This is a genomic window from Ruegeria sp. CDSB022 (genome assembly GCF_059611145.1).
This window is the reverse complement of record NZ_JBXWOZ010000004.1, coordinates 158049-181659: the sequence shown is the minus strand read 5'-3', so window position 1 is coordinate 181659 and position 23611 is coordinate 158049. Positions and strand designations below refer to the sequence as shown.

Sequence of the window (23611 nt, the reverse complement as noted above, 5' to 3'; positions counted from 1 at the left end):
CTCGTTTATCCATCCTTGTCGGTCCGAAACCACGATTCCGGGTCCACGGGGCTGTTATCCTGTCTTACCTCTATATAGAGCGTTTCTGATCGGTCAGTTCCAGTGCCATCACCGCTTGTTGACAAAATTGCGCCTATTTCCTTCGATTCTGCAGGCATCAATCCGACTGGCGTCCCCCGGGGAATCACCTGACCGGCTTCTCCGTAGACCTCTTGTAGCCCGGAAAAGACAAATAGAAGCCCCGGTTGCGGCTCGAGGATCACCAGATTCCCCAACTCCAGTAGTGGCCCGCGATACCGTATCGTGGCCGCCGTTGGCGAGGTGACTATTGCGCGCGGTCGGGTGCCCAATACGATACCAGGGCGTTTGACACCGGCCGCATCGGTTTCATTTGCCCGGTGCAGGATGATGCCCTGCGTCGGCAGCGCAATTTGACCCTTGATACTTGATATATCCGCATCCGTTTCGGCGATTTGCCCTTCGGAGATCTGGGAAAGCCCGCTGGCAAAACCGTCAAGCGTTTCAGTCGATGAGATCAGGATAGCAGTGCGGATCGGGTCCTCGACAAAGCGCCGCGGCAAATCCGTTCGGTCTGCGATGGCGGTGCTCAGCTGGGTGCGGGCATTCTGTACGCCGGTCAGCCCCTCGACCAGGGTTTCCGAGGCGCTTTGCTGCAGCAGTCGCAATGTGCGTACTTCCTGAAGATCACGCGCGAGGGACTGCGCTTTTGCGTTCAGGCCCGGTGTGACCTCGGACAACATCATACCGGCCCGGGCCGAGCCCAACGGCCCCGACGGGTGCAACATCAGAACCGGAGGCGCCGTAGTTTCGATCGTTTGCAATACGCCCAACAGCTGTGCCACGTCCTTTTCTCGACTGCGCAATTCGGCTGTTAGCTGGGCTTCGCGTGTTGCCGCCCGTCGTAGGCCATCGCGCATGGCCGACAGACCCGCCTCATACGCCTGTATAGTTTCGGTCAGGGCACGGACCCGGTCGCGGGCGCTTTCGGCCTCGGTCAACGATACTGATGCCTGCTCAAGCATCTGCGCTGCATTCAATGCAGCGGTCGCGGGGTCGGTCTGGGCAACCGCCCTGGATGCAAAGAAAATCGCCAGAAGCAGCGCACGAAGCGTCATGAAAGCAGGCTCTTTCCAGTCATTTCAGGGGGCTGATCCAACACCATCAGTTTCAGCAGTGTGGGCGCCAGATCGGACAGGCGACCATCCCGCAAGGATACCCCTGCTGGTCCCCCGACTAACGCCACGGGCACGGGGTTCAGCGTATGGGCTGTATGCGGCCCGCCGGTTTCGGGATCGACCATCATCTCGCAATTTCCATGATCGGCCGTTACAATCATTGCGCCCCCCACTTTTTCCAACGCGGCGACCACTTGCGCCAGCCCTTGATCCACAGCCTCACAGGCGCGGATTGCCGCTTGCAGGTCGCCGGTATGCCCAACCATATCCGGATTGGCATAGTTGGTTATGATCAGATCATAGCCCGCCCCGATGGCTTCGACGAATTTTGCGGTTACTTCGGCCGATGACATCTCGGGTTGCAGGTCGTAGGTCGCCACTTTGGGCGATTTAGGCATAAAGCGGTCTTCGTTCGCCTCAGGCACTTCCTTGCCGCCATTGAGGAAGAAGGTCACATGCGGGTACTTCTCAGTCTCGGCCAGTCGGAACTGGCTGAGCCCATTTTTTGCCACCCATTCGCCCAGTGTATTGATGATGTCACGTTTGGGGAAAACAGTGGTCATATAAGCGCTGTGCCCGTCGGAATATTCGACCATGCCCAGCAGGGCTGAAAGCTGTGGGCGCGGGCCGGTGTCGAAATCATCAAAGCCGGGTTCGCCAATCGCCCGCAGAATCTCGCGGGCCCGGTCGGCGCGGAAGTTGAGGCAGAAGAACCCGTCTCCGTCTTTGATGCCGTGATAGCCGTCGAGGACGGTCGGAACGATGAACTCGTCCGTTTCCGACTGCTGATAGGCCTGATCCACGGCATTGCGCGCCGAAACAGCGCTGCGCCCTTTCCCCTTGATCATTGCACCATAGGCTTCGCTAACACGTTCCCATCGGTTGTCGCGGTCCATGGCAAAATAGCGCCCGCAGACCGAGGCAACACGGGCGCCGTCGGGCAAGCGCTCCTCAAGCTCTGTGATATAGGTCAGCGCTGATTTCGGGGCCACATCCCGGCCATCCGTAACCGCGTGCAAGGCAACGGGCACACCAGAATCCGTTACCGCCTTTGCCGCAGCAATGATATGGTTCAGGTGGCCATGCACTCCCCCGTCCGAGACCACCCCCAACAGATGTGCGGTGCCACCTGCAGCCTTTACCTTACCGATAAAGTTCTGCAGCGCGGAGTTGGCAAAGAAAGAACCGTCCTCAATCGCCAGATCAATCTGGCCCAAATCCATCGCAACAACGCGGCCAGCCCCAATATTTGTGTGACCGACTTCGGAATTGCCCATCTGACCACTTGGTAGACCAACATCCGGACCATGGGTGATCAGCTTGGCGTGTGGGCCCTTGGCCATGATCGCATCAAATGTTGGCGTGTCGGCAAGGTAAGGCGCATTGGCCTCGGTGTCCTCGGACAGGCCCCAGCCATCAAGAATACACAGGACGACGGGTTTCGGGGCGGTCATTTCGGCTCTCCGGGTTTGCTGCTCTTGGTTGGTCTTGTATCGCCTGCCCCGCGCAGGGTGAACCGCCTTTTGCCCTGATCAGTCAGAATTCATGTTACAAAGGCTATTCCTTGCCGGTATGGTCCTGATAGGGGCGCGCTTTGCGGCCTCTGTATTTCACGGTCAAATCCAGTGGTGCGTCGTTTTCGTCATAGATTCCAATAACCACCCCTCTGCCCCGACTATTGGTGCGCATATCGATCAGTTGCTGTTCGGAACGTGTTGTGCGCTGCGACGGGCGACGCGCCCAAGTGAACAGATGGTCATACATCTTGGCGATGATATCCGCGTGTTCAGCACTGTTGCCAAGGTCGGTTAGTTCATTCGGGTCGTTTTCAAGATCGAACAGCAGTGGCCGATGCCCGCCTTCGCAATGGATCAGCTTCCATTTCTTGTTGGCCACCATGAACATCACTGCATCCCGAACCGAGGCATTCAGCTTTTCCGCCATGGGCGAGGCGGAATAGTCATACTCACTGATTGCCACTTCCCGAGGTGTCTCGACCTGATGGCCACGCAAGATCGGCAACAAGGAGTGACCTTCCAGAATGTGACCCGACGCTTCGCCTCCGGCTATGTCCAAAAATGTTGGGGCGAGGTCGATGGACTCGACCAGCGCGTCGCTGATAGTGCCACGGGTTGCCTCAGCCTCGGGGGATGGGTCATAGATGATCAACGGCACCTTGACCGATGCGTCCTGGAAAAAGGTCTTCTCACCCATCCAGTGATCGCCCAGAAAATCCCCGTGGTCCGAGGTTAACACGATCATCGTGTCCTCCATCCGACCCGTCTTTTCCAGCCATGCGAACAGCCGGCCCATTTGGTCGTCGGCCTGCTTGATCAGACCCATATAAGCGGGGATCACGGCGTCGCGCACATCCTGCCGCGAGAACGCCTCGCCAACCTTGGTGTCCATGAATGCCCGGAGCACCGGATGGGCATTCCGGCGTTCCGCCTCAGACCGGACCACGGGCAGGATATGTTCCGGTCCGTACATTGAGGCATAGGGTTCCGGCACGACATAGGGCCAATGCGGTTTGATAAAGCTCAGGTGGCAGCACCAGGGGCCGTCATGGGTTTCCATGAATTCGATCCCGCGCCCGGTCAGATAGGGCGTTTCGCTGTCTTCCTCGGCAATATTCGCCGGCTGGGTAGAGTTCTTGAGAAACCAGCCCGACAGAACGTTGCCCTCAGCATCGAGACCAGAATTGGCGAAGTCATGCCAGGGGTTGTCGCTGTCATATCCTTTGGCCGATAGATATTTGTTGTATTCCTTGGCTCCGTCCGGGTCATAATACCCATCCGGCCCTTCGGGCAGCATTCCGTCATCACGCTCGAACACGTCGAACCCGCATTCGGCCACGCGCGCACCAATCAGACTGTCCGGTTCCAGCCCCAGCCGCGCCATGCCTTCAGCATCCGCGCGCATATGGGTTTTGCCCACCAGCCAACAGTCCATCCCGGCCTTGCGCAGATGATCACCCATGGTCATCTCACCCACTTTCAGCGGGATACCGTTCCAAGAAGCCCCATGCGAATGCACATAGCGCCCGGTATAGGTCGACATACGGGAGGAACCGCAAATAGGAGACTGAATATAGGCCCTGTCGAACCGCACACCACGCGCAGCCAAGCGGTCTATGTTGGGGGTGTGCAGATGCGGATGCCCGTAACAGCTCAGATAGTCCCAGCGCAGCTGGTCGAACATGATGAACAGGATGTTTCTTGCTTTGGCCAAATCTGCGCCCCCGTTATTCAGGGACCTGCTTAGCCAATTCCAACCGCCAAACGAAGCGCTAAGTTATTAGGCTTGCCGTTCCATCTGCTCAAGCATCTTTTGGGCGCGTTTGCACTGAAGCTTGTCGCGCAAGGGGCTGTTAGGGTCCACGTCCTTTTGGCAGACCACACATTTATCCGCCCCCGAGATCGCATTCAGGCCACCGCAGCTGCCCTTGATGGTCTTACCCATCAACATCACACCCAGCGACATGCCAACCATGATGATCAGCAGCAGAATGAAGGCCAAAATAAAAGTGCTCATCTCAGCTCAACCCGTCAGTTGGTGCCCAACGCCTCTTTGAACGCTGTGCTGTGTACCGTGATATAGGCATCCTCACCGCCTGTCACATCCCGCGAGATGAAATACACGGCAAGTTTATGCGTCTCGGCAAGTTTCAAACCCTTTTCCTGACCCAAGGCCAACATCGCTGTCGCCCAAGCATCTGCCATCATAGCATTTTCGGCCAGTACCGTGACCGAAGTGGTCCGATGCGTGATCGGGCGGCCAGTAGTTGGGTCAATGATATGCGAATACCGCACACCATCTTGTTCAAAGAAATTCTTGTAATCGCCGGATGTCGCCATACCCAGATCATCAAGCTGTACGATCAACTGCAGATTCTGCGCATCGGCCTGGGGTTTTTCGATCCCGATCCGCCAAGTCTCACCCTTGTCGTTATCGCCTCTTGTGACCAGATCGCCGCCGATCTCGACCATATAGTCCTCAATCCCAGCCGTGCGCAGCGTTTCGGCCACGGCGTCGATGCCATACCCCTTGGCAATGGCGGACAGGTTAATGCCGACTCCGGCATCGGCCTTCGCCAAAGTTCCGGCATCGCGATCCAGTTGCAGCAATCTGGCCTGTCCGACCTTGCCCAAAGCCGCCTGGATGTCAGCATCTGCGGGCACCGGATCTTCCGGTTTGCGCGGACCAAAGCCCCAAAGCTCAATCAGCGGGCCGAGAGTCACGTCGAATGTACCCCCGGATTTCTCGTGCACATCATTCGCGGCATCAAGCACCAGCGCAAATTCATCCGAAACGGCTACAGGTTCAGTGCTGCCCGAGTCCGAGAAGGTCGAAACCTCGGAATTCGGGTCCCAGTTCGACATCTTTGCGTTAACTTCGGCCAGTGTCTGTTCGACCGCACCCGCCAGCGCTTCTTCATCAACATCGACACCGATGGCCGTGATGTTGAATGTCGTCCCCATCGTTTCGCCTGACAGGCGTACCACCTCGGGCTCTTTGTCGAACAAGCAGCCGGAAATAAGTGTGGCGACAGCCAGGACTGGCAAGAAACGCATATGGGTCCCTCCTGAGGAAAAGCGTGCCCGGCATATGACAGCGGCCCCAATCAGAGTCAAACCTGCATCAGGCTTTCAGCGGCAGGAAGCCTAGCGCCAACAAACCGATTCCGGCGGGCACCCCGAACAGCCATGCTTTCTTCTGCCATCCCGGAGCCTGCTGTTTCCAGGTCATGCGAAAATTATGGCCACAAACGACAACCGCAAAAAATATCAGCGCGGCAACAGGCGGGGTCAGAAAAAAGTTGGACAACGGGCCGGATTTCCTTGGTTTTTGGCAGTTTTCCCCGGTTAGGGCATTTGTACCCTATACAGGTCATATGGCTGCGGTAAGGTGAAAAGCAAAGCAAGAGGAGATTGCCCATGGCCCCAAGCTCTTACCAGCCACCGACACGCGGCGACAAGGCCGCGGCTGCCTCGCATAGCCAGTCGGTTGAATCGAACCTTTCTCATACACAGACAACAGTCGAAAAGCTGCTTGTTGGCAAAGGGGACGCGGTTTTTACCGTGCGCCCGAAAGACACAATTCATTCGGTGGTGAATATCCTCAAGGAAAAGCGTATTGGCGCTGTGGTGGTGACAGATCAGAATGGTACGCTTCAGGGTATCCTGTCCGAGCGTGATATTGTGCGCCGTATGGCCGATACTCCCGGCCAGACCCTGCCCCAATCTGTCGAAGATCTGATGACCCGCAGTGTACAGACCTGCGCGCCCGAGGATCTGTTGAACGATGTGCTGAAAACCATGACAGAGGGGCGCTTTCGCCACATGCCCGTCCTCAGCGATGGCCATCTTCGTGGCGTGATCACGATCGGTGATGTCGTGCATTTCCGCCTCAAAGAGCTGGAGTATGAAGCCCTTCGCATGAAGCAGATGATCGTCGGTTGACAGCTATTCCGGCTGCTCGTTGGTTGCGATGAACCGGACCTCGCCGGCGCGAATATCAGTGGCGGTCAACCTGCCACTGAAGAAGGCGCCGGTGTCGATCGAAACTACGCCATTCTCAGCGCGGGGCTCTGACGTGATCGTATGACCATGGACAACCCACTGGCCATCTTCCCGCATCTGCCGTGAGAAATTCGGATGGCCCCACAGGCGGACTTGGCGTGTCTGCTCATCCAATGGCTTGCCTGGGTCCAGCCCTGCATGCACCACGGTGACATTGCCGCTGGTCCAGGTCAGGGGACGGTCGTGCAGCCATGACAGCAAATCTTCTCCCATTGCGCGTCGCAATCTGTCAGCCACCGAGACAGCATCCGCACCAACCGTGTCTTCATCCACACCGGTAATTCCAAATGAGGCGAGCGTTTGCAGGCCACCGTTTTGCAGCCAAAGCCTGCCGACCCGTTTTGGGTCATCGGTGAACCGCAACAGCATCTCCTCGTGATTACCCAGCAGGCAAATGAAATCATTGCCCCGGACCCGGCTAAGGTGCCGTAACTGGTGCAGCACCTGGGCGCTGTAATTGCCACGATCAATGTAGTCCCCAACAAAGATTGTGGGGCAATCTGGATCCAGCCTTGCCAGCAAAGTCTGCAACAGATCCAATCGCCCGTGGATATCCCCCACGGCATAAAACCTCTGGTCAGGCGCGATGTCAGAAACTGAATTCTGTGCCGCCTGAGGTTTTTTCCACCTGGTTTTGATCCAATCCCACACCATCGCAATTTCCTACCCTGACTGGCGGGCAACAACAATCCGCAAGTGAATTCGGGTTCTGGATTGCCCCAATGGCGCTGTTTGTAGGAAAATCCCCTTGACCTTGAGGGGCTGAAAGTATCCCTGATGTTTCAAACGGTTTTGGTTTGGGTCGAGGGTTAAATGAAGCGCGTATTAGTCACAGGCACAGCAGGGTTCATCGGTTTTCACCTGGCAAAACTACTACTGGCCGAGGGGTTTCAGGTTCACGGCTACGATGGGATGACGGATTATTACGACGTCTCGCTCAAGCAGCGCCGCCATCAGATGCTCTTGCAATCCCCTGGGTTTTCCGCAACCGAGGATCTTTTGGAAAACTACGAGCAGCTTGCAAAGGTCGCAGAGGAGTTCCAGCCCGAGGTGATCGTGCATCTCGCGGCGCAGGCTGGTGTCCGCTATAGCCTTGAGGACCCGCGCAGCTATATCAATTCCAACGTGGTCGGCACGTTCAACGTCATGGAAATCGCGCGCGAGCATAAGGTGGATCACCTTCTGATGGCCTCGACATCCTCGGTCTATGGCGCCAACGAGGTCATGCCCTTCACCGAGGTCGAAAAGGCCGACACGCCGCTCACGATTTACGCCGCGACCAAAAAGGCAAATGAGGCGATGGGCCATTCCTATGCCCATTTGTGGAACCTGCCCACGACCATGTTCCGGTTCTTCACCGTCTATGGCACCTGGGGGCGACCCGATCTTGCGCTCTATAAATTTGTGGACGCCATCCTGGATGACCGCCCGATCGATATCTATAACCACGGCGACATGTATCGGGATTTCACCAATGTCGAAGACCTTGTCCGCGGTATCCGACTGCTGATCGACGTCCCTCCGGTGCGGCCGGACAGCGCAGATGAGATTGAAGAAGGTGACAGTCTGTCGCCGGCGGCGCCCTGGCGCGTGGTGAATATCGGCAATGGCGACAAAGTGCGGCTGATGGATTTTATCGAAGCCATTGAGGAAGCTATCGGCAAGAAAGCCATCCGCAATTACATGCCTATGCAGATGGGTGATGTTCCTGCCACTTGGGCGAATAGTGATCTGCTGCAAAAGCTGACCGGCTATCGTCCGCAGACAAATTTCAAAGATGGAATCGCCCAGTTTGTCGAATGGTTCCGCGACTATCATGGTAAGTGACGCATATGCTTGAAACCGACCCCAATTCCCGAAAGATTGCTGTGATCGGGCTGGGTTATGTCGGCCTGCCCCTGGCCGTGGCCTTCGGCAAAATTGGCAAGGTGATCGGATTTGACATCAATGCGGCGCGGGTCGAGGCACTACGCGCTGGCGTAGATGCAACGCATGAGGTTGAGCCACATGACCTGAGCGCGGCGGGCGGCCTGAAATTCACAACCAACCCCTCGGAGATTGCCGATTGCGATACCTATGTCGTAACCGTCCCCACGCCGATCACCGCAGGTAAGCAGCCTGATTTAGCCCCCCTTCTGGCTGCGTCGGAAACAGTTGGCCACGTATTGAAATCCGGTGATTTGGTGATCTACGAATCCACCGTCTATCCCGGCGCAACCGAAGAAGATTGCGTTCCGGTGCTGGAACGCGCCTCGGGCCTGACTTTCAACACGGATTTCTTTGCAGGCTACAGCCCCGAGCGGATCAACCCCGGTGACAAGACCCACCGTATCGCGGACATCTGCAAAGTCACCGCTGGTTCAACCCCGCAGGTCGCTGATCTAGTTGACGCGCTCTATGCCCGGATCATCACCGCTGGAACCTACAAGGCCGAAAGCATCCGCGTGGCTGAGGCCGCGAAGGTGATCGAAAACACCCAGCGCGACCTGAATATCGCTCTGGTGAACGAGTTGGCGATGATCTTCGGTCGCATGGGCATCGATACCGAGGCTGTGCTGCGCGCAGCCGGAACCAAATGGAACTTCCTGCCCTTCCGCCCCGGTCTGGTCGGCGGGCATTGCATCGGCGTGGATCCTTACTACCTGACGCACAAGGCCGAGGCCGTGGGCCATCACCCGCAGATCATCCTTGCAGGGCGGCGCCTGAATGACAGGATGGGCAGCTATGTGGTGTCGCAACTGGTCAAACGTATGACCCGTTGCGGTATCAATGTTGGCGCGGCCCGTGTTCTGGTGATGGGCCTGACGTTCAAGGAAAACTGCCCCGACCTGCGCAACACCCGTGTCGTCGACATTATCGAAGAATTGCAAAGCTATGGCATAAGCGTCGATGTCCACGACCCTCATGCCGACCCCAAAGCTGCGCAAGAAGAATACGACCTGGACCTGATCGACCAACCTGAGCCAGGGCTCTATGACGGGGTCGTCCTGGCCGTCGCGCATGCGGAATATCGGGCACTCGATCCTTTGCAGTTTCGAGCCTATGGCAAAGAAAACAGCGTAGTCTTCGACATCAAATCCTGCCTGCCACGCGAGGCAAGCGACCTGCGCCTGTAATCGAACCAAAAGACCTAAAATGAAACCGGCGCCACAGGGCGCCGGATAACTGATTACCCGCCGAAATCGTCGAGCATGATATCTTCGCGGTCCACACCCAGATCCAGCAGCATGTTGATGACCGACTGGTTCATGATCGGCGGTCCGCACATGTAGAACTCGCAATCCTCGGGTGCCGGGTGGTTCTTGAGGTATTCGTCGAACAGCACGTTATGGATAAAGCCGGTATAGCCTTTCCAGTCATCCTCGGGCTGGGCATCCGACAGGGCGACATGCCATTCGAAATTGTCGAACTCTTCCGCGAGGCTGTCGAAATCCTCGACAAAGAACATCTCTTTCTTGGACCGGGCACCGTACCAGAAGGTGATCTTACGGTCGCGATTCTCAAGCCGTTTGAGCTGGTCGAAAATATGGCTGCGCATGGGCGCCATACCAGCACCACCACCGATGAACACCATCTCTCTTCCGGTCTCGCGGGCGAAGAATTCACCGAATGGACCCGAGATCGTGACCTTGTCACCCGGTTTCAGGTTGAAGATATACGACGACATCTGGCCCGCCGGTATCCCTTCGGAACCCGGAGGCGGTGAGGCAACCCGGACGTTCAGCATGATCATGCCCTTTTCGTCCGGATAGTTGGCCATGGAATAGGCGCGTTCGATGGGTTCGGCAACGACCGAGTCGTATTGCCACAGATTGAAGCGATCCCAATCTTCGCGATATTCCTCCTCGACATCGAAATCAGTGTATTTCAGCGCATGGGCGGGGGCTTCGATCTGGATATAGCCACCAGCGCGGAAATTCACATCCTCACCTTCGGGCAGGTCCAGCGTCAGCGCTTTGATAAAGGTGGCAACGTTTTCGTTCGACCGAACCGTGCATTCCCATTTCTTGACGCCAAAGACCTCTTCGGGGACCTCGATATCCATGTCTTGTTTAACTGCAACCTGACAAGACAGACGGTCGCCACAAGCGGCCTCGCGCTTGGTGATATGGCTTTCTTCGGTCGGCAGGATCGAGCCACCGCCGGAATGGACGCGTACGCGGCATTGTGCGCAGGTCCCGCCGCCGCCACAGGCCGATGGCACGAACAGTTTCTCAGCTGCCAGGGTTTGCAACAGCTTGCCACCGGCGGGCACGGACACGGTTTTCTCACCATTGATGGTGATGTTGACATTGCCCGTCGACACCAACCGCGACCGGGCGGCCATGATAAGGGCGACAAGCGCCAGAACGATCAGCGTGAAAAGAACGACGCCTAGGCTAAAGGTTTCCATTGCCGCCCCCTTACAGTTTCACGCCCGAGAAGGACATGAAGGCCATCGCCATCAGACCCGCGGTGATAAAGGTGATCCCCAGACCCTGCAGGCCATCAGGAATGTCCGAATATTTCAGCTTTTCGCGCACCCCCGCCATAGCGGTAATCGCCAGCGCCCAGCCAAAGCCGGAGGACAGACCATAGGTCGTGGCCTCGGCAAAGTTATAATCCCGCTCGACCATGAACAGCGAGCCACCCAGGATGGCGCAGTTCACTGTGATCAGCGGCAGAAAAATACCCAGCGCGTTGTAGAGCGGGGGGAAATACTTGTCCAAGACCATCTCGAGGATCTGAACCATCGCGGCTATCACGCCGATATACGAGATCAGGCCAAGGAAGGTCAGGTCCACATCCGGGAACCCGGCCCAGGCCAGCGCGCCCGGCTTCAGCAGATAGGTCAGCAACAGGTTGTTGGCGGGAACGGTGATCGCCTGCACGACCATGACCGAGATCCCAAGACCCAGCGCGGTCGAGATCTTCTTGGACACGGCGATGAAGGTACACATGCCAAGAAAGAAGCTGAGCGCAAGGTTTTCGACAAAGATGGCCTTTACGGCCAGTGAGATAAGCCCTTCCATCAGTGCGCCTCTACCTGCTGGATTTTGTATTCACGTTCTTCGACCTGGTTCGGCTTCCATGTACGGAAGGCCCAGATGATCAGGCCGATGATGAAGAACGCCGAAGGTGGCAACAGCAGCATACCGTTGGGTACGTACCAGCCGCCATTGTTCACAGTCTGCAAGATGGTGACACCGAACAGCGACCCGGCCCCCAACAGCTCGCGGATAAAGCCGACTAGCAGCAGGATCAGCCCATAGCCCATGCCGTTGCCAACACCGTCGATAAAAGATGCTATCGGGGGGTTCTTCATCGCAAATGCCTCGGCACGGCCCATCACGATACAGTTTGTGATAATCAGCCCAACGAAAACCGACAGGGTTTTCGAAATCTGGAAGGCATAGGCCTTGAGAACCTGATCCACCAGGATCACCAGCGACGCGATGATCACCATCTGAACGATGATCCGGATTGAGCCGGGTATCTGGTTGCGCAACATCGAAATGAACATCGACGAGAAGGCGGTCACGAAGGTCACAGCCAGCGCCATTACAAAGGCCACCTGCAACGAAGAAGTCACGGCCAGCGCGGAACAGATGCCCAGGACCTGCAGCGTGATCGGGTTATTGTCGACAAGCGGGTCGACCAGCATCTCTTTCTTGGTCTGAGACATCAAAACTCTCCTGCTTGCAGTTTGGACAGGAACCGGGCGTAGCCCGCGTCACCCATCCAGAATTTCACCAGGTTATCGACACCAACCGAGGTCAGAGTGGCCCCAGCAAGCGCGTCGACATAGAAATCGGGACCGGCGGCGGGCTGCGACTTGGCGACGGTAATCTGCAGCTCGCCTGCATCGTCGCGCAATTTCTTGCCATTCCACAGACCTTTCCATCGCGGGTTGTCCACCTCGGCGCCAAGGCCGGGGGTCTCACCATGCTGATAGAACTGCAGGCCGTAGATGTCGTTGCCGTTACTTTCTAGAGCGATAAAACCATAGAGCGTCGACCACAGGCCATAACCATGCAGCGGCAGGATCACTTTGTCTAAATCGCCCGCATCATCGCGCAACAGATAGATCACTCGGTACTTGGCCTGACGACCAATACCCGCCGGGTCAGTGTCCAATGCTACGCTGAGTTCAGGATCACTTGCAGCAGCCTGGTCATCAAAGGTTGCCGGTTCGAACTGATCGTCGACAAATTCGCCGGTGGCAAGCTCGAGCACATGCGGCTCGAACGCAGCGAAGGCTTCGGTCACATCTATGCCCGGCTCGAAGACACCAGCCACCTGCAAAACGTTAACCTGTTTGTCCTTCAGCGCGTTGGCTTCTTGCACCGGGCGCAGGCTGACCGCAGCGGCGGAGACCACCATCGAGGCAACAAGACAGACAGCAACGGCGACGAAGATCGTCTTGCCAACCGAATCCGGCGAGGCGGCCAGAAAGCGAGCCAATGCGCCCTTGGGTTCTTGAGGTTGCGGATCAGACATGGCGACGCGCCCTCCGTTTGATATTGGCCTGCACGACGAAATAGTCGATCAGCGGTGCAAAGACATTGCCGAACAGGATGGCCAGCATCATGCCTTCGGGGAAGGCCGGATTGATCACGCGTATCATCACAACCATCACTCCGATCAAGGCGCCATAGATATAGCGGCCCAGGTTGGTGTGGCTGGCGGAAACCGGTTCGGTCACCATGAAGGCCAGGCCAAATGCATACCCACCCAGAACCACATGCCAATACCACGGCATCGCGAACATCGGGTTGGTATCCGACCCGATCAGGTTCAGCAGCAGAGTAAATCCGATGGTCCCGGCCAGACAGCCAACGATCAGGCGGTAATTGGCAATCTTGGTCATCAGCAGGAAGGCCATACCAATCAAGCAGGCCAAGGTCGAGGTCTCGCCAAAGCTGCCCTGAATGGTGCCGTAAAAAGCGCTGGACCATGTGATCCCTTCGGCAGCAAGAGCCTGTACGCCCTCGGCCGCTGACACCGCCAGCGCGGTTGCACCCGAGAACCCGTCAACCGGGGTCCAGACCGAGTCCCCCGACATCTGCGCAGGATAAGCGAAGTACAAAAACGCACGACCAACCAGCGCGGGGTTAAGGAAGTTCTTGCCGGTGCCGCCAAATACCTCTTTGCCGATCACCACACCGAAGATAATGCCCAAAGCCACCTGCCACAAGGGTGTAGTGGCCGGCATAATCAGAGTGTAAAGCATTGATGTTACGAGGAAACCTTCGTTCACCTCATGACCGCGCACGGTGGCAAAGATGACCTCGAATATGCCGCCTGCGACCAGTGTGACGATGTAGATAGGCAGAAAATACATCAACCCGTGCATCACATTTGCAAAGACACTGCTGGGGTCCAGCGAGATACCAAACATCTGCAGCAGAGCGATGCGCCAACCGGCGGCAGAGTCCGGCCCGAGGCTGGCGATGGCCGAGTTGGCCTGATAGCCGGTGTTCCACATCCCCCAAAGGATACAGGGAATGGTCGCGATCACGACATAGGTCATGATCCGCTTCATATCCACGTAAGACCGCGCATGCGGGGCCACAGAGGTCACGGTTTTCGGAGTGTAGATAAAGCTTTCGACCATCTCGTAGATGGGGAAATACTTTTCGTACTTGCCGCCCTTGGTAAAGTTCGGCTCGATCCGATCGAAGAAGCTGCGCAAACCCATTTGGATCAGCCCTCCTTTTCAATCTTGTTCAGGCAGTCGCGCAACGCCAGCCCGTATTCATATTTTGCCGGACAGGCAAAGCCGACAAGGCCCAGATCCTCTTCGTCCAGCTCTAGCGCGCCCAGAGCTTGCGCAGTATCGGTGTCCATCACCAGTAGTGCCCGCAGCAGTTGCGTCGGCAGATAGTCCTGCGGCATCAGCTCTTCGAACGTACCCGTGGGCACCATGGCGCGGCGCCCCCCATTCAGATTCGAGCTGAGCGCGTACAGCTTTTTGGCGAAAGCAGAACCCAGCACCGGCTGAACCGCAAATTTCGAAGGCATCGGGCGGATCCAACCCATCGGAATCTGGTCGTGGTCCTCACGGATGATGGTCATCTGCCTTGCAAAACGCCCCAGATAAGCCGTTGGGCCATCCGCATGCTGACCAGATAGGATCGAGCCCGAAATGATCCGTGCCGTGCCCTCCACATCAATCTCATCCCTGGTCAGGTCTTCGGTCGACGCTCCCATCACCGTACGGATCAGGCGCGGCTGACGGGCACCCGGGCCAGTCAGGGCGATCACCAGATTAGGGTCCAGATGGCCCGTCTGCATCAGGCGGCCAATGGCGATGACATCCTGATACCCGATGGTCCAGACCTGCTTTTCGCCCGCAAGCGGTTCGAGGAAATGGATGTGGGTTCCGGCCAAACCCGCAGGATGCGGACCAGAGAATGCCGCCGCCTCTACGTCTGGCAGATCGCTACCCGGAACTGAAGCACCGTCCTGCTGGCACAAATAGGTTTTGCCCTCGGTCAGCTTGGATACGGCTACCAGACCATCCGCAAATGCTTTGCCCGCGTCATTGATGATGAGTTCTGCATCTCCGGCCAGTGGCTCGCTATCCATGGCGGTGACGAAAATCGCTGCTGGCTTGGTGCCCGGAACTGGTATCTTGGAATAGGGACGCGTACGGAAAGCGGTCCACAGCCCCGCGGCGCATAGCTTGGCGGTAACACCCTCGGCGCTGTCCGCATCACCAACACCCGAGAAATCGATACCCGTGTCGTTGGCATCCGCAACCTCGATCACAACGCTTTGCAAAACCCGGCGCGCACCACGGTTGATGGCAACGATCTTACCACTTAGCGGGGTGACCATCATCGCCTCGGGTGCGTCCTTGTGACAGAAAAGCGGAGTGCCACGTTGAACGTCATCCCCCTCCTGAACCAGCATTCGCGGTTTCAAGCCAAGGTAATCGCCCCCCAAAACCCCAACAGTCTTGAATTCTGGACCCGGATGGATGGTTTGTTCCGGTGCGCCTTGCACCGGCAGCTCCAACCCTTTTTTCAGTTTGAAAGTTTGCATGTCGCTACGGTCTTCCAAGCCTCTTTACCTGTGCCGGCTGAGCCAACACCTATCTAGTGTCAGACAATAACGCGAGAATTCCAAGCAGTCGTCGCAAAAGCGTCGAATTGCGACTGAAATCCGCGGCCGTCCCTCTGATTGTGGCCCCTTTACGCGGGGATGATACCAAAAGCAAACCTGTAACCGTCAAAATTCCCTCACGGTATTCACTTTCTTGTATCACTTTCGCTGAAATTGCCTGTCGCGCCCCGATCATGTCCAGTGTAAGCACCCTTGATGGAACAAACGAACGATCTGGAAATTTTTCTGGTAGCAACGCCCGGACTAGAGGCGCCGCTGCATGCCGAGGCCACCGAACAGGGATTCGCCGATGCTAAGGTCATTGCTGGTGGCGTGGTTTGTCGGGGCGGGTGGCCCGAAGTATGGCGTGCCAACCTTTGCCTTCGGGGCGCAAATAAAGTTCTGGTTCGGATTGGCAGCTTTCCCGCTGTCCATCTGGCACAACTGGACAAACGCGCCAGAAAATTTCCGTGGTCAGATTTCCTGCGCCCGGAAGTGCCGGTAAAAGTCGAGGCGACAAGCCGCAAATCGCGCATTTATCATGCGGGTGCCGCGCGCCAAAGGATCGAACGAGCGCTGGCCGAGACACTGGGGACTCCAATCTCGACAGATGCAGCCCTGCGCGTGCTTTTGCGGATTGAGAAAGACATCTGCACATTCTCGATCGACACCTCCGGAGAGCCCCTGCACAAGCGAGGTCACAAGACTTCCGTCGCCAAGGCCCCCATGCGCGAGACAATGGCGGCCATGTTCCTGCGCGAATGTGGCTATCACGGGACCGAACCGGTGCTGGATCCCATGTGCGGGTCGGGCACTTTCGTCATCGAGGCTGCCGAGATCTCATTGGGCCTGCTTCCCGGTCGCACGCGTAATTTTGCATTCGAAAGCCTAAGGAGTTTTGATCCCGACATCTGGTCCGACATGCGCGCTGGGTCAGAACCCCCTGCCCCCGAGGTTCAGTTCTTCGGCTCCGACAGGAATGCAGGCGCGATCGAGGCCGCAAAAGCCAACGCGGAACAAGCCGGTGTTTCGACCAATACAACATTTCATTGCCACTCCGTCAGCGATCTGAAGCCCCCGCAAGGTGCTGAGGGGTTAGTGATCGTAAACCCCCCTTATGGCGCCCGGATAGGCGATGAAAAACGGCTGCGATCCTTGTATGGGAGTTTCGGCAAGGTTCTGATGTCACGCTTCAAAGGCTGGCGCGTTGGCATCGTAACAAGCACCCCATCCTTGGCCCATGCCACGCGCCTTCCTTTGCTTCCGGCAGGGCCGGTAGTGGATCACGGCGGCACAAAAATCCGACTTTATCGCACTGACCGCCTGGTCTGACATGGGTCTAATCGCGGGGATTTTGAGCCTGTCCAAAGCCTGTTATTAATCACAAACCAGACCCAGAATCCCTCTTGCACATCCAAACCCTCAGGTATAAATCACCCGCCACGGTCGGAGTGTAGCTCAGCCTGGTAGAGCACTGTCTTCGGGAGGCAGGGGTCGGAGGTTCGAATCCTCTCACTCCGACCAATAAAATCAATCAGTTAAATACGAATGAACTGCGCCGCCACCGCAGCATACCCGGATTTTGTCCGGATTATTCTGTTTTCAGGGTCTGGTTTCCGAAGAAAAGTGAAAGAAAAACCGCTGAGGGGGCGGCCACCCACCTCAACGGTAATGCAAATTTATCCGCACGAACAGAATACCAAATTCGCAGCCGGTCCGCAATCGCGGGAGGCGCATATGTCTAGGCTCAATCGCTTTGAATGGCTCAAGGCCGTTCTGCAATGCGCTGACCTCAACTCGTCAACTAAGGTAGTTGCCTCAGCGCTTTCGGTACAGTTCGCCAACGACAGGACCGGCCAACTCAATCCCTCACTAAAAACGCTTGATGAGTTCCTGGTCGGAATGTCGCTAGCAACCATCAAACGCTGCCTCAAACAGCTTGTCGAGTTCGGTTGGCTGTTTCGAACTGAAGGGCGTGGCGCAGGCAATCACACAGAATACGACCTTCGCTCCCCAACAAAAATCATCCCGTTTCGCCGGAGGAAAAAGGATGCACCGATGAGCCTTTCAGAAGGGCGAAAGGGTTCGCCCGTGAGAGACAAAGGGCGCATGGGTGATCTTTCCTATATAAAGAAAGAACAATCCATAGAACAAAACCTCGCGCTTGAGCCGGATCTGCCGAATGGTGGGCCATCCGACTCGGCGCGCGTGGGCAGTGCGCAACCCGAATTCGTCTCGCGCCAATCTTTCGGCTGCCGCCAATGGGAGCAGTTCACCGAACGAATGTTTGGTGCTTGGATCGACCGGGTACTTCCTGAAGCCATCGAAAACAACGAGCGCGGCTACTGGCTCCCCGGCAGGTTCCCTCCAACGAACAAGAACGAGTGGCCCGTGTTGCGCAGCTGGCTCATCACCGAAGGCTGGACCCTGTTTGCACCATCGAAGCAGGAACTGTGCCATGCGGTCTGAGCAAAGAGCAAGGCGACCCATGTCATACGCTGGCGCTGCTGACACGGGACCTTGCGAGGGGTGGCAAGCCTCCCCTTCGAACCCCACCGGCGGAGGCACGCCGCCCGCCAAAGCGCCGCTCACCGAGACCTTCGTCTTTCGATGTAGCGTTGCTGAGAAGGCTGAGCTTCGCGCCAAAGCCGAAGCTGCCGGAGTGTCTGCCGCGACCCTCTTGCGCGAAGCCTTGGGTCTGACGGAAGCACGTCGTCGCAAGCCTGCGCCTCGCGTCGACCCCGCTCTGGTCCTGGCACTAGGGCGCATTGGCGGTAACCTCAACCAGGTTGCGCGGGTTGTGAATCGGGCGCTTCTGATTGGTCGGGTTGACATGGATACGCTGGCCGTCGCCCGACAACTGGTTGTGATTGAACGCCAGCTTACCAAGATCCTTGATGAGGCACGACAATGCTGATCAAGTTCTTTCCCAATGGCAAAGGCGCGGGTGCTGGTCCAGTTGGCTATCTCGTCACGCGTGAGGTCTTGGCCTATGACTCCAATCGCGATCTAATCCGCGATGCTGATGGCCAGCCCATGACGGTCATACGCGATCCTTTGCCTGAAGTGCTGCGCGGCGATTCCACCCGCACCGAGGCCCTGATCGACGCCAGTCGCAATCAGTGGACCTACCGCGCGGGCGTCATCAGCTTTGCCAGCGAGGACGCACCCACCGTAGCCCAGCAGGTCGAAGTCATGAACGCCTTCGAGGCACTGGCATTCGCTGGTATGGACAGTGAGCAATTCGACTTGCTCTGGGTCCGGCACAGCCACGAAGACCGAGTTGAGCTGCATTTCTGTACACCGCGTTTGGAGCTGACAACCGGTAAAAGCCTCAACATCGCACCACCTGGCTATCGGACAGCCTATGACAGTCTGCGCGACTTAATGAACAAGACGCACGACTGGGCCGATCCGATGGATCTGGAACGCACACAGGAGGTTCAAGCCACCGTTGAGGCCCCAACTAGGGCACAGGGCCGCGAAGAACTCCACGAATGGATCTTAGACCAGATCAGCATCGGCACCATCACCGACCGCGCAAGCATGGTCGATGCCCTGACCGACGCAGGTTTCGATATCCCCCGCGTAAGCAAAAATTACATCACGGCCAAAGACCCCGACACAGGCGAACGCTGGCGATTGAAAGGAGAGATTTTCCATGACGACTGGCAAGCCGACCCGGCTGAGCGAGAAATTGAACGCGGACTTGGACAAGATCCGAAAAGAGCACGCCGCCTTGATGGATTCTCAATTGCAGAGCTTCAGGAGCGATATTCAAGCATGTGTAACACTCGCGCGGAATACAATCGAAGCCGATACCCGCACGTTTTTGGATTGGAGCGGGACGACCTGGCAGAGTCACATCGACAAGATCAAATTCCTGATTCAGATCTCACCTTGGGCGGTGATAACGGCCTGTATGGTGTTGATCGCAGCAACCTTAGGACTGACTTTTCTGTGGAGCTGGAAACTCTCAACGATAGCCGCCTCGACGCAGCTAGAGAGGTTGGGCATCCAGGCGGTACTTCACGAGGGAGCGACTTATTTGATCCTGCCGCCAGAAACATCAAGCATGCGCACCTGTTCGGTGGCGAGCCGATTGGTTTCTTGCATCAGAGTGGAGCCAAACTAGATGGACCAATCCCTGACAGCCTTGGAGCGAGATTTGCTCGCGTGCGTCGAGCAGTTGGTGACGGCTTGCGAGACCTCCGCCTCGGAATTGCGCAATTTGGAAGAACGCTCGACGACCGGGATCGAGGCCAGGCTAAATGGCTTAACGCAGTGCATCGAGCTGCTGATGAAATCACATCTCAAGTCCGTAGCTACATTGGCCGACTTGCTGACCGAAGAACAGAACTACACCACGCTGGAAGAGAACTTGCAGACGAGTTTGAAGCTAGCGAGAGCCGCCGAAACTCTGCTGCAAGAGAGCTGAATCATGGGCTGCTTGAACGAGACCAAGACTACGGCTTCCATCTTTGATCTGAAGGAATGACGATGCCCACTCATCACGAACGCTTCACCATGAGCTTCCGCCAATCCTGCGCCTGCGGGATTGACTACAGAGAATTTGAAAGAGTCGACTCGCTACCGATAGGCATTCCACTAGTTGCAATTGCAGGGGTTTGGGGCGATTGCTACAACTTACGGTGTCTGTTTATGGACACTGACGGAAATCAGTATTTGCGGAATGTGTTCAGGACCAAAAACGGCTACTTGATACCAGAACTTGGGGTCGATGCGAAAATGATCAAAATAGGCCAAGTTGTTCTAGCCTAGCGCTCAACTGCGTATTCTCAGTGAATTGACGCCTGAATCCCAATAAAACTGCCGCCCAATCCCGTTAAGAACGTGCATCCAGACCGATGACCCTCGATCGCCGTGCCACAGGCTACTTGGCAGGAATGGCCACTCAGCTGCCATTCGCTGCGATTGCAGCACCGAGCACCAAGGATGGTATGAATGCGCGGAAAGCGGATATTCATGAAGTTAGCAGCAAAGGTCTGCAACGAGCCTATTGGCGACATTTTTTCGCCTCGCGTTCCTGACGCTCAAACAGCTTTGCGGTTGGATGATGGACGGCTAAAGTGGAGTTACGGACGAGGGAGAAGTCCAATGCAGACAGTTCATACAGAACGTCACCGCGATTATCTTGGCCCGGTCACGAATACCGACATTTGGGATGAATTTCAGCTGCGGCCCAACGACGTGATTGTTTGCACGCCCCCAAAATGCGGCACGACATGGACGTTGAATATCGTCATGATGCTGATACATGGCAGGGTCGTTCCGGATGCCGGCAACAGAGAAGAAGCACCTTGGCTCGATTGTGGATTTCGCGACCGAAAAGCAATCGCCGCAAAGCAAGCCAGCTTGACGCGTAGGCGCTGCCTCAAAAGCCATACACCCATGGACGGCATCTCATATGGTTTAGAGCCAACCTATATCGTTGTGTATCGTCATCCGATCGATGCCCATTTCTCCTTTCGGAGCCACGTTGAGAACATGAAAGACGCTGGTCCCCTTTTAGAGATGTTCCCTGATGATATCCGGGCAGGCTTCAACAGATTTGTTGAGGAACCAGTGACCGATACGGGCACAGATGATCTTACAGTGCACTCCATTATACGTCACTACCAGCAGGCCAGAGTGCGTGAGGGCAAGGGGAACGTGCATTTCTTCCATTACGCCGATCTGAGCAAAGACCTGCACGGACAGATTGCGCGGCTTGCTCGAATTTTGGAAATCGATCTGCCACCGGAAATTTTGACTGCGCTGACAGAGGCAAATACGTTTGCCAATATGCGCAAGGTAGTCGAAGCCAGCGAAAGACGCTTTCACAAAGATTCGCCCTTCGTGGACCAAGCGAAGTTCTTTGCTTCCGGCACATCCAACAAGTGGGAAGGCCGCCTTAGTGACAATGAACTCGCACGCTACCATGAACGTTGCGCTTCGCTCCTGTCGCCCGAGGACGCTGCCTGGTTGAACTGGGGGGATCAGCGAGAACCGTGAGGCTGTCGTCATTTGATTTGACGCCTCGGTTATACACAAACGCTTAACAGAAACGTCGTCCCGCTCAGCATTGTTATGAAACGCGGCCAGCGAATGGCAGCTTAGTCCGCGTCACAGCCATCCACGAACCAGACAGGAAATGTCCGGTTTGCGCGGATCGCGACCTGCTGCATGAGCGAAAGGCTGAAGTGTGATCAATGGCGGTTCAGGGCTCATTCGACCAATTCGGGCCCGTCGCAGAGAAAGTCCGGTGCGAGCCCAACCTGCTCGTTCTTCAGGTTGCAGCGAATGGCCGATTTCAGTCGCCGTTGACAGGTGCAGACGACATCTGCGCGGATTTGTGAACGACTACGCCGATCGTTACGAGGACCACGCCCAGGGCATCCACACCGCTCGGAACCTGAGTCAGGACACCGGGTCCTGCCGTACCGCGTGGTTCGCGCGGAACTTGATGCCTTGACTGCTTGAGCCGTAAAGCCTGGATTTTTGCCACTTCGCAACCTCAAAGTTCCCGGGTTGGTTCAGCGGATTGGATATATACTTGCAAACTGCATTTAATTGCAGTACGCATTAAATAGGAGTTTACCTCTCCGCAATCAACGCGAAAAACTCTCCAGGGAGGAGATCATGACCTACAAGATGCTCAAGCCTTTGCTTGTGACAGCAGCCATGTTGCCGCTTGCGAGCGTGGCAACGGCTCAAAGCGAAGCTCGTACCGATCTGGTAATCGCTGACCTTGGCCAGCCGGAAACAAACCCTTGGGTTATCAACCGCCATCGTTTTGAACGCTGCGTCGCTGAAGCGCTGGGTGTCGAGCTGAAGGAGTTTGACGATCAGAACTCGGAAGAACAGCACGCGGCGCAAGCTGAATCCATCATCGCAAGCGGCCCGGACGGGCTGATCTTCAACCCGCTGACGTCGCCGGCCGGTATCCAGGTCGCGCGTCTTCTCGAAGAGAATGATATTCCTGGTATTGCCGTCGGTCGACTGGTGGTGTCCAGCTATGACGATGACTATGAAGGTGAGGATTTCATCGCGCAGGTGACCCAGAACAATGACACTTGGGGTCAGGCAATCGGCAAAGCCACCGCAGATCTCGGACACAAGAAAGTCGCGATGGTCTGGAACCAGAAAGGTGTGACTTCTGCGGAAGAAATCTGGGCGGGAGTTCAATCGGAATTGGACGCGGCAGGGGTCGAAGTGATCGCTGAAAGTTGGGATCGTCTGAACCGGGAGAATGGCCAGAAATATGCCGAGCAGTTCATTGCCCGCTTCGGACCCGGCGAGATTGACGCGATCATCGTGCTTGGCGCGGTCGCCGGTCTCGGCAGTCAATTTGCGGTGGAACAGGCAGGGCGTGACGACATCGCCATCATAACCACCGACATTGACGAGCAGGTCGCTCAATTCATCAAGGATGGCAAACTGAGTTTCTCGATCGGTGGCCATTGGATGGTTGGCGGGTTCGGCCTTATCCAACTCTATGACTACTTGCACGGTCACCCGATTGAAGACACCCAGCCGCGGGTCGGCCTCATTCCGGTAACAGCCGACAATGTGGATACCTATGCCAACAGTCTTCTGAACGGATGTATTCTTTCACCGGAAACCGTTCGCAGCCTCAGCAAGGTCCATAATCCCGACGCTGATTTGCCCGGTTTCATCGACGCGTGGCAGGCAAACTGGCAAGACTACGTGCAATAACTCCCCTTGCACGCAGCGAGCCCT

General features: G+C 56.6%; 21 protein-coding genes and 1 tRNA gene. 10 read left to right on the top strand and 12 right to left on the bottom strand.

The window, feature by feature from the left end; translation table 11 throughout:
* Positions 1-5 precede the first annotated feature (5 nt).
* The 5 genes from AC2FIZ_RS10485 to AC2FIZ_RS10465 form a co-directional block, all read right to left on the bottom strand.
* Positions 6-1136: a murein hydrolase activator EnvC family protein gene (locus AC2FIZ_RS10485; protein ID WP_281995101.1), complete on the bottom strand. Its 1131-nt coding sequence runs from the start codon at positions 1134-1136 to the stop codon at positions 6-8.
* A complete protein-coding gene (gene gpmI, locus AC2FIZ_RS10480) occupies positions 1133-2650 on the bottom strand; it encodes a 2,3-bisphosphoglycerate-independent phosphoglycerate mutase (protein ID WP_496790994.1) in 1518 nt (505 codons plus the stop codon). The genes AC2FIZ_RS10485 and gpmI overlap by 4 nt, the downstream gene beginning before the upstream one ends.
* A 103-nt stretch (positions 2651-2753) precedes the next feature.
* Entirely contained in the window at positions 2754-4427 is a 1674-nt protein-coding gene (locus AC2FIZ_RS10475; RefSeq protein WP_496790993.1) for a sulfatase-like hydrolase/transferase, read from the bottom strand.
* Between the two features lie 66 nt (positions 4428-4493).
* Entirely contained in the window at positions 4494-4730 is a 237-nt protein-coding gene (nqrM, locus tag AC2FIZ_RS10470; RefSeq protein WP_271948901.1) for a (Na+)-NQR maturation NqrM, read from the bottom strand.
* Positions 4731-4744: 14 nt separating this feature from the next.
* Positions 4745-5770 carry an FAD:protein FMN transferase gene (locus tag AC2FIZ_RS10465; protein WP_281972907.1) on the bottom strand — a complete coding sequence of 342 codons (1026 nt, stop codon included), beginning with the start codon at positions 5768-5770 and terminating at the stop codon, positions 4745-4747.
* 363 nt (positions 5771-6133) lie between these two features.
* On the opposite strand from AC2FIZ_RS10465, the gene AC2FIZ_RS10460 reads away from it, so the two are divergent.
* Positions 6134-6658: a CBS domain-containing protein gene (locus AC2FIZ_RS10460; RefSeq protein WP_271948907.1), complete on the top strand. Its 525-nt coding sequence runs from the start codon at positions 6134-6136 to the stop codon at positions 6656-6658.
* A 3-nt stretch (positions 6659-6661) separates the two neighbouring features.
* Here AC2FIZ_RS10460 and AC2FIZ_RS10455 read toward each other — a convergent pair whose 3' ends face one another.
* Positions 6662-7432, bottom strand: a complete 771-nt coding sequence (locus AC2FIZ_RS10455) for a metallophosphoesterase family protein (protein WP_271948909.1) — start codon at positions 7430-7432, stop codon at positions 6662-6664.
* A 159-nt stretch (positions 7433-7591) separates the two neighbouring features.
* Between AC2FIZ_RS10455 and AC2FIZ_RS10450 the strand changes: the two genes are divergently transcribed.
* Positions 7592-8605, top strand: coding sequence for a GDP-mannose 4,6-dehydratase (locus tag AC2FIZ_RS10450; RefSeq protein WP_281995105.1), 1014 nt, complete (start codon positions 7592-7594; stop codon positions 8603-8605).
* A 5-nt stretch (positions 8606-8610) separates the two neighbouring features.
* Positions 8611-9894: a Vi polysaccharide biosynthesis UDP-N-acetylglucosamine C-6 dehydrogenase TviB gene (tviB, locus tag AC2FIZ_RS10445; RefSeq protein ID WP_142636375.1), complete on the top strand. Its 1284-nt coding sequence runs from the start codon at positions 8611-8613 to the stop codon at positions 9892-9894.
* A gap of 53 nt (positions 9895-9947) precedes the next feature.
* On the opposite strand, the gene nqrF is transcribed toward tviB, so the two are convergent.
* Genes nqrF through AC2FIZ_RS10415 form a run of 6 tightly spaced genes read right to left on the bottom strand, consistent with a single transcriptional unit; the run spans position 9948 to position 15808 of the window.
* Positions 9948-11171, bottom strand: coding sequence for an NADH:ubiquinone reductase (Na(+)-transporting) subunit F (gene nqrF / locus AC2FIZ_RS10440; RefSeq protein ID WP_281972904.1), 1224 nt, complete (start codon positions 11169-11171; stop codon positions 9948-9950).
* A gap of 10 nt (positions 11172-11181) precedes the next feature.
* Entirely contained in the window at positions 11182-11790 is a 609-nt protein-coding gene (gene nqrE / locus AC2FIZ_RS10435; RefSeq protein ID WP_142636377.1) for an NADH:ubiquinone reductase (Na(+)-transporting) subunit E, read from the bottom strand.
* The gene (locus tag AC2FIZ_RS10430) at positions 11790-12443 is read right to left on the bottom strand and encodes an NADH:ubiquinone reductase (Na(+)-transporting) subunit D (protein WP_142636378.1); all 654 of its coding nucleotides are present in this window, start codon (positions 12441-12443) and stop codon (positions 11790-11792) included. The genes nqrE and AC2FIZ_RS10430 overlap by 1 nt, the downstream gene beginning before the upstream one ends.
* Positions 12443-13258, bottom strand: coding sequence for a Na(+)-translocating NADH-quinone reductase subunit C (locus AC2FIZ_RS10425; protein ID WP_281995106.1), 816 nt, complete (start codon positions 13256-13258; stop codon positions 12443-12445). The genes AC2FIZ_RS10430 and AC2FIZ_RS10425 overlap by 1 nt, the downstream gene beginning before the upstream one ends.
* Positions 13251-14459, bottom strand: coding sequence for an NADH:ubiquinone reductase (Na(+)-transporting) subunit B (locus AC2FIZ_RS10420; RefSeq protein WP_142636382.1), 1209 nt, complete (start codon positions 14457-14459; stop codon positions 13251-13253). The genes AC2FIZ_RS10425 and AC2FIZ_RS10420 overlap by 8 nt, the downstream gene beginning before the upstream one ends.
* A 5-nt stretch (positions 14460-14464) precedes the next feature.
* A complete protein-coding gene (locus AC2FIZ_RS10415) occupies positions 14465-15808 on the bottom strand; it encodes a Na(+)-translocating NADH-quinone reductase subunit A (RefSeq protein WP_281995107.1) in 1344 nt (447 codons plus the stop codon).
* Positions 15809-16084: 276 nt separating this feature from the next.
* Between AC2FIZ_RS10415 and AC2FIZ_RS10410 the strand changes: the two genes are divergently transcribed.
* From AC2FIZ_RS10410 to AC2FIZ_RS10380, 7 genes are all read left to right on the top strand, one after another.
* Positions 16085-17200: a THUMP domain-containing class I SAM-dependent RNA methyltransferase gene (locus AC2FIZ_RS10410; protein WP_281995108.1), complete on the top strand. Its 1116-nt coding sequence runs from the start codon at positions 16085-16087 to the stop codon at positions 17198-17200.
* A 115-nt stretch (positions 17201-17315) separates the two neighbouring features.
* Positions 17316-17392: transfer RNA gene (locus AC2FIZ_RS10405), tRNA-Pro, on the top strand.
* A 24-nt stretch (positions 17393-17416) separates the two neighbouring features.
* The gene (locus AC2FIZ_RS10400; protein ID WP_496677025.1) at positions 17417-18337 is read left to right on the top strand and encodes a hypothetical protein; all 921 of its coding nucleotides are present in this window, start codon (positions 17417-17419) and stop codon (positions 18335-18337) included.
* A 19-nt stretch (positions 18338-18356) separates the two neighbouring features.
* Positions 18357-18785 carry a plasmid mobilization protein gene (locus AC2FIZ_RS10395; RefSeq protein WP_082643591.1) on the top strand — a complete coding sequence of 143 codons (429 nt, stop codon included), beginning with the start codon at positions 18357-18359 and terminating at the stop codon, positions 18783-18785.
* Positions 18779-20353, top strand: a complete 1575-nt coding sequence (locus AC2FIZ_RS10390; protein ID WP_496677021.1) for a relaxase family protein — start codon at positions 18779-18781, stop codon at positions 20351-20353. Before AC2FIZ_RS10395 ends, AC2FIZ_RS10390 begins: the two co-directional genes overlap by 7 nt.
* Positions 20354-20986: 633 nt before the next feature.
* Positions 20987-21883, top strand: coding sequence for a sulfotransferase domain-containing protein (locus tag AC2FIZ_RS10385; protein ID WP_496705074.1), 897 nt, complete (start codon positions 20987-20989; stop codon positions 21881-21883).
* Positions 21884-22510: 627 nt separating this feature from the next.
* Positions 22511-23587, top strand: a complete 1077-nt coding sequence (locus tag AC2FIZ_RS10380) for a sugar ABC transporter substrate-binding protein (protein WP_299664530.1) — start codon at positions 22511-22513, stop codon at positions 23585-23587.
* The last annotated feature ends 24 nt before the right edge of the window (positions 23588-23611 follow it).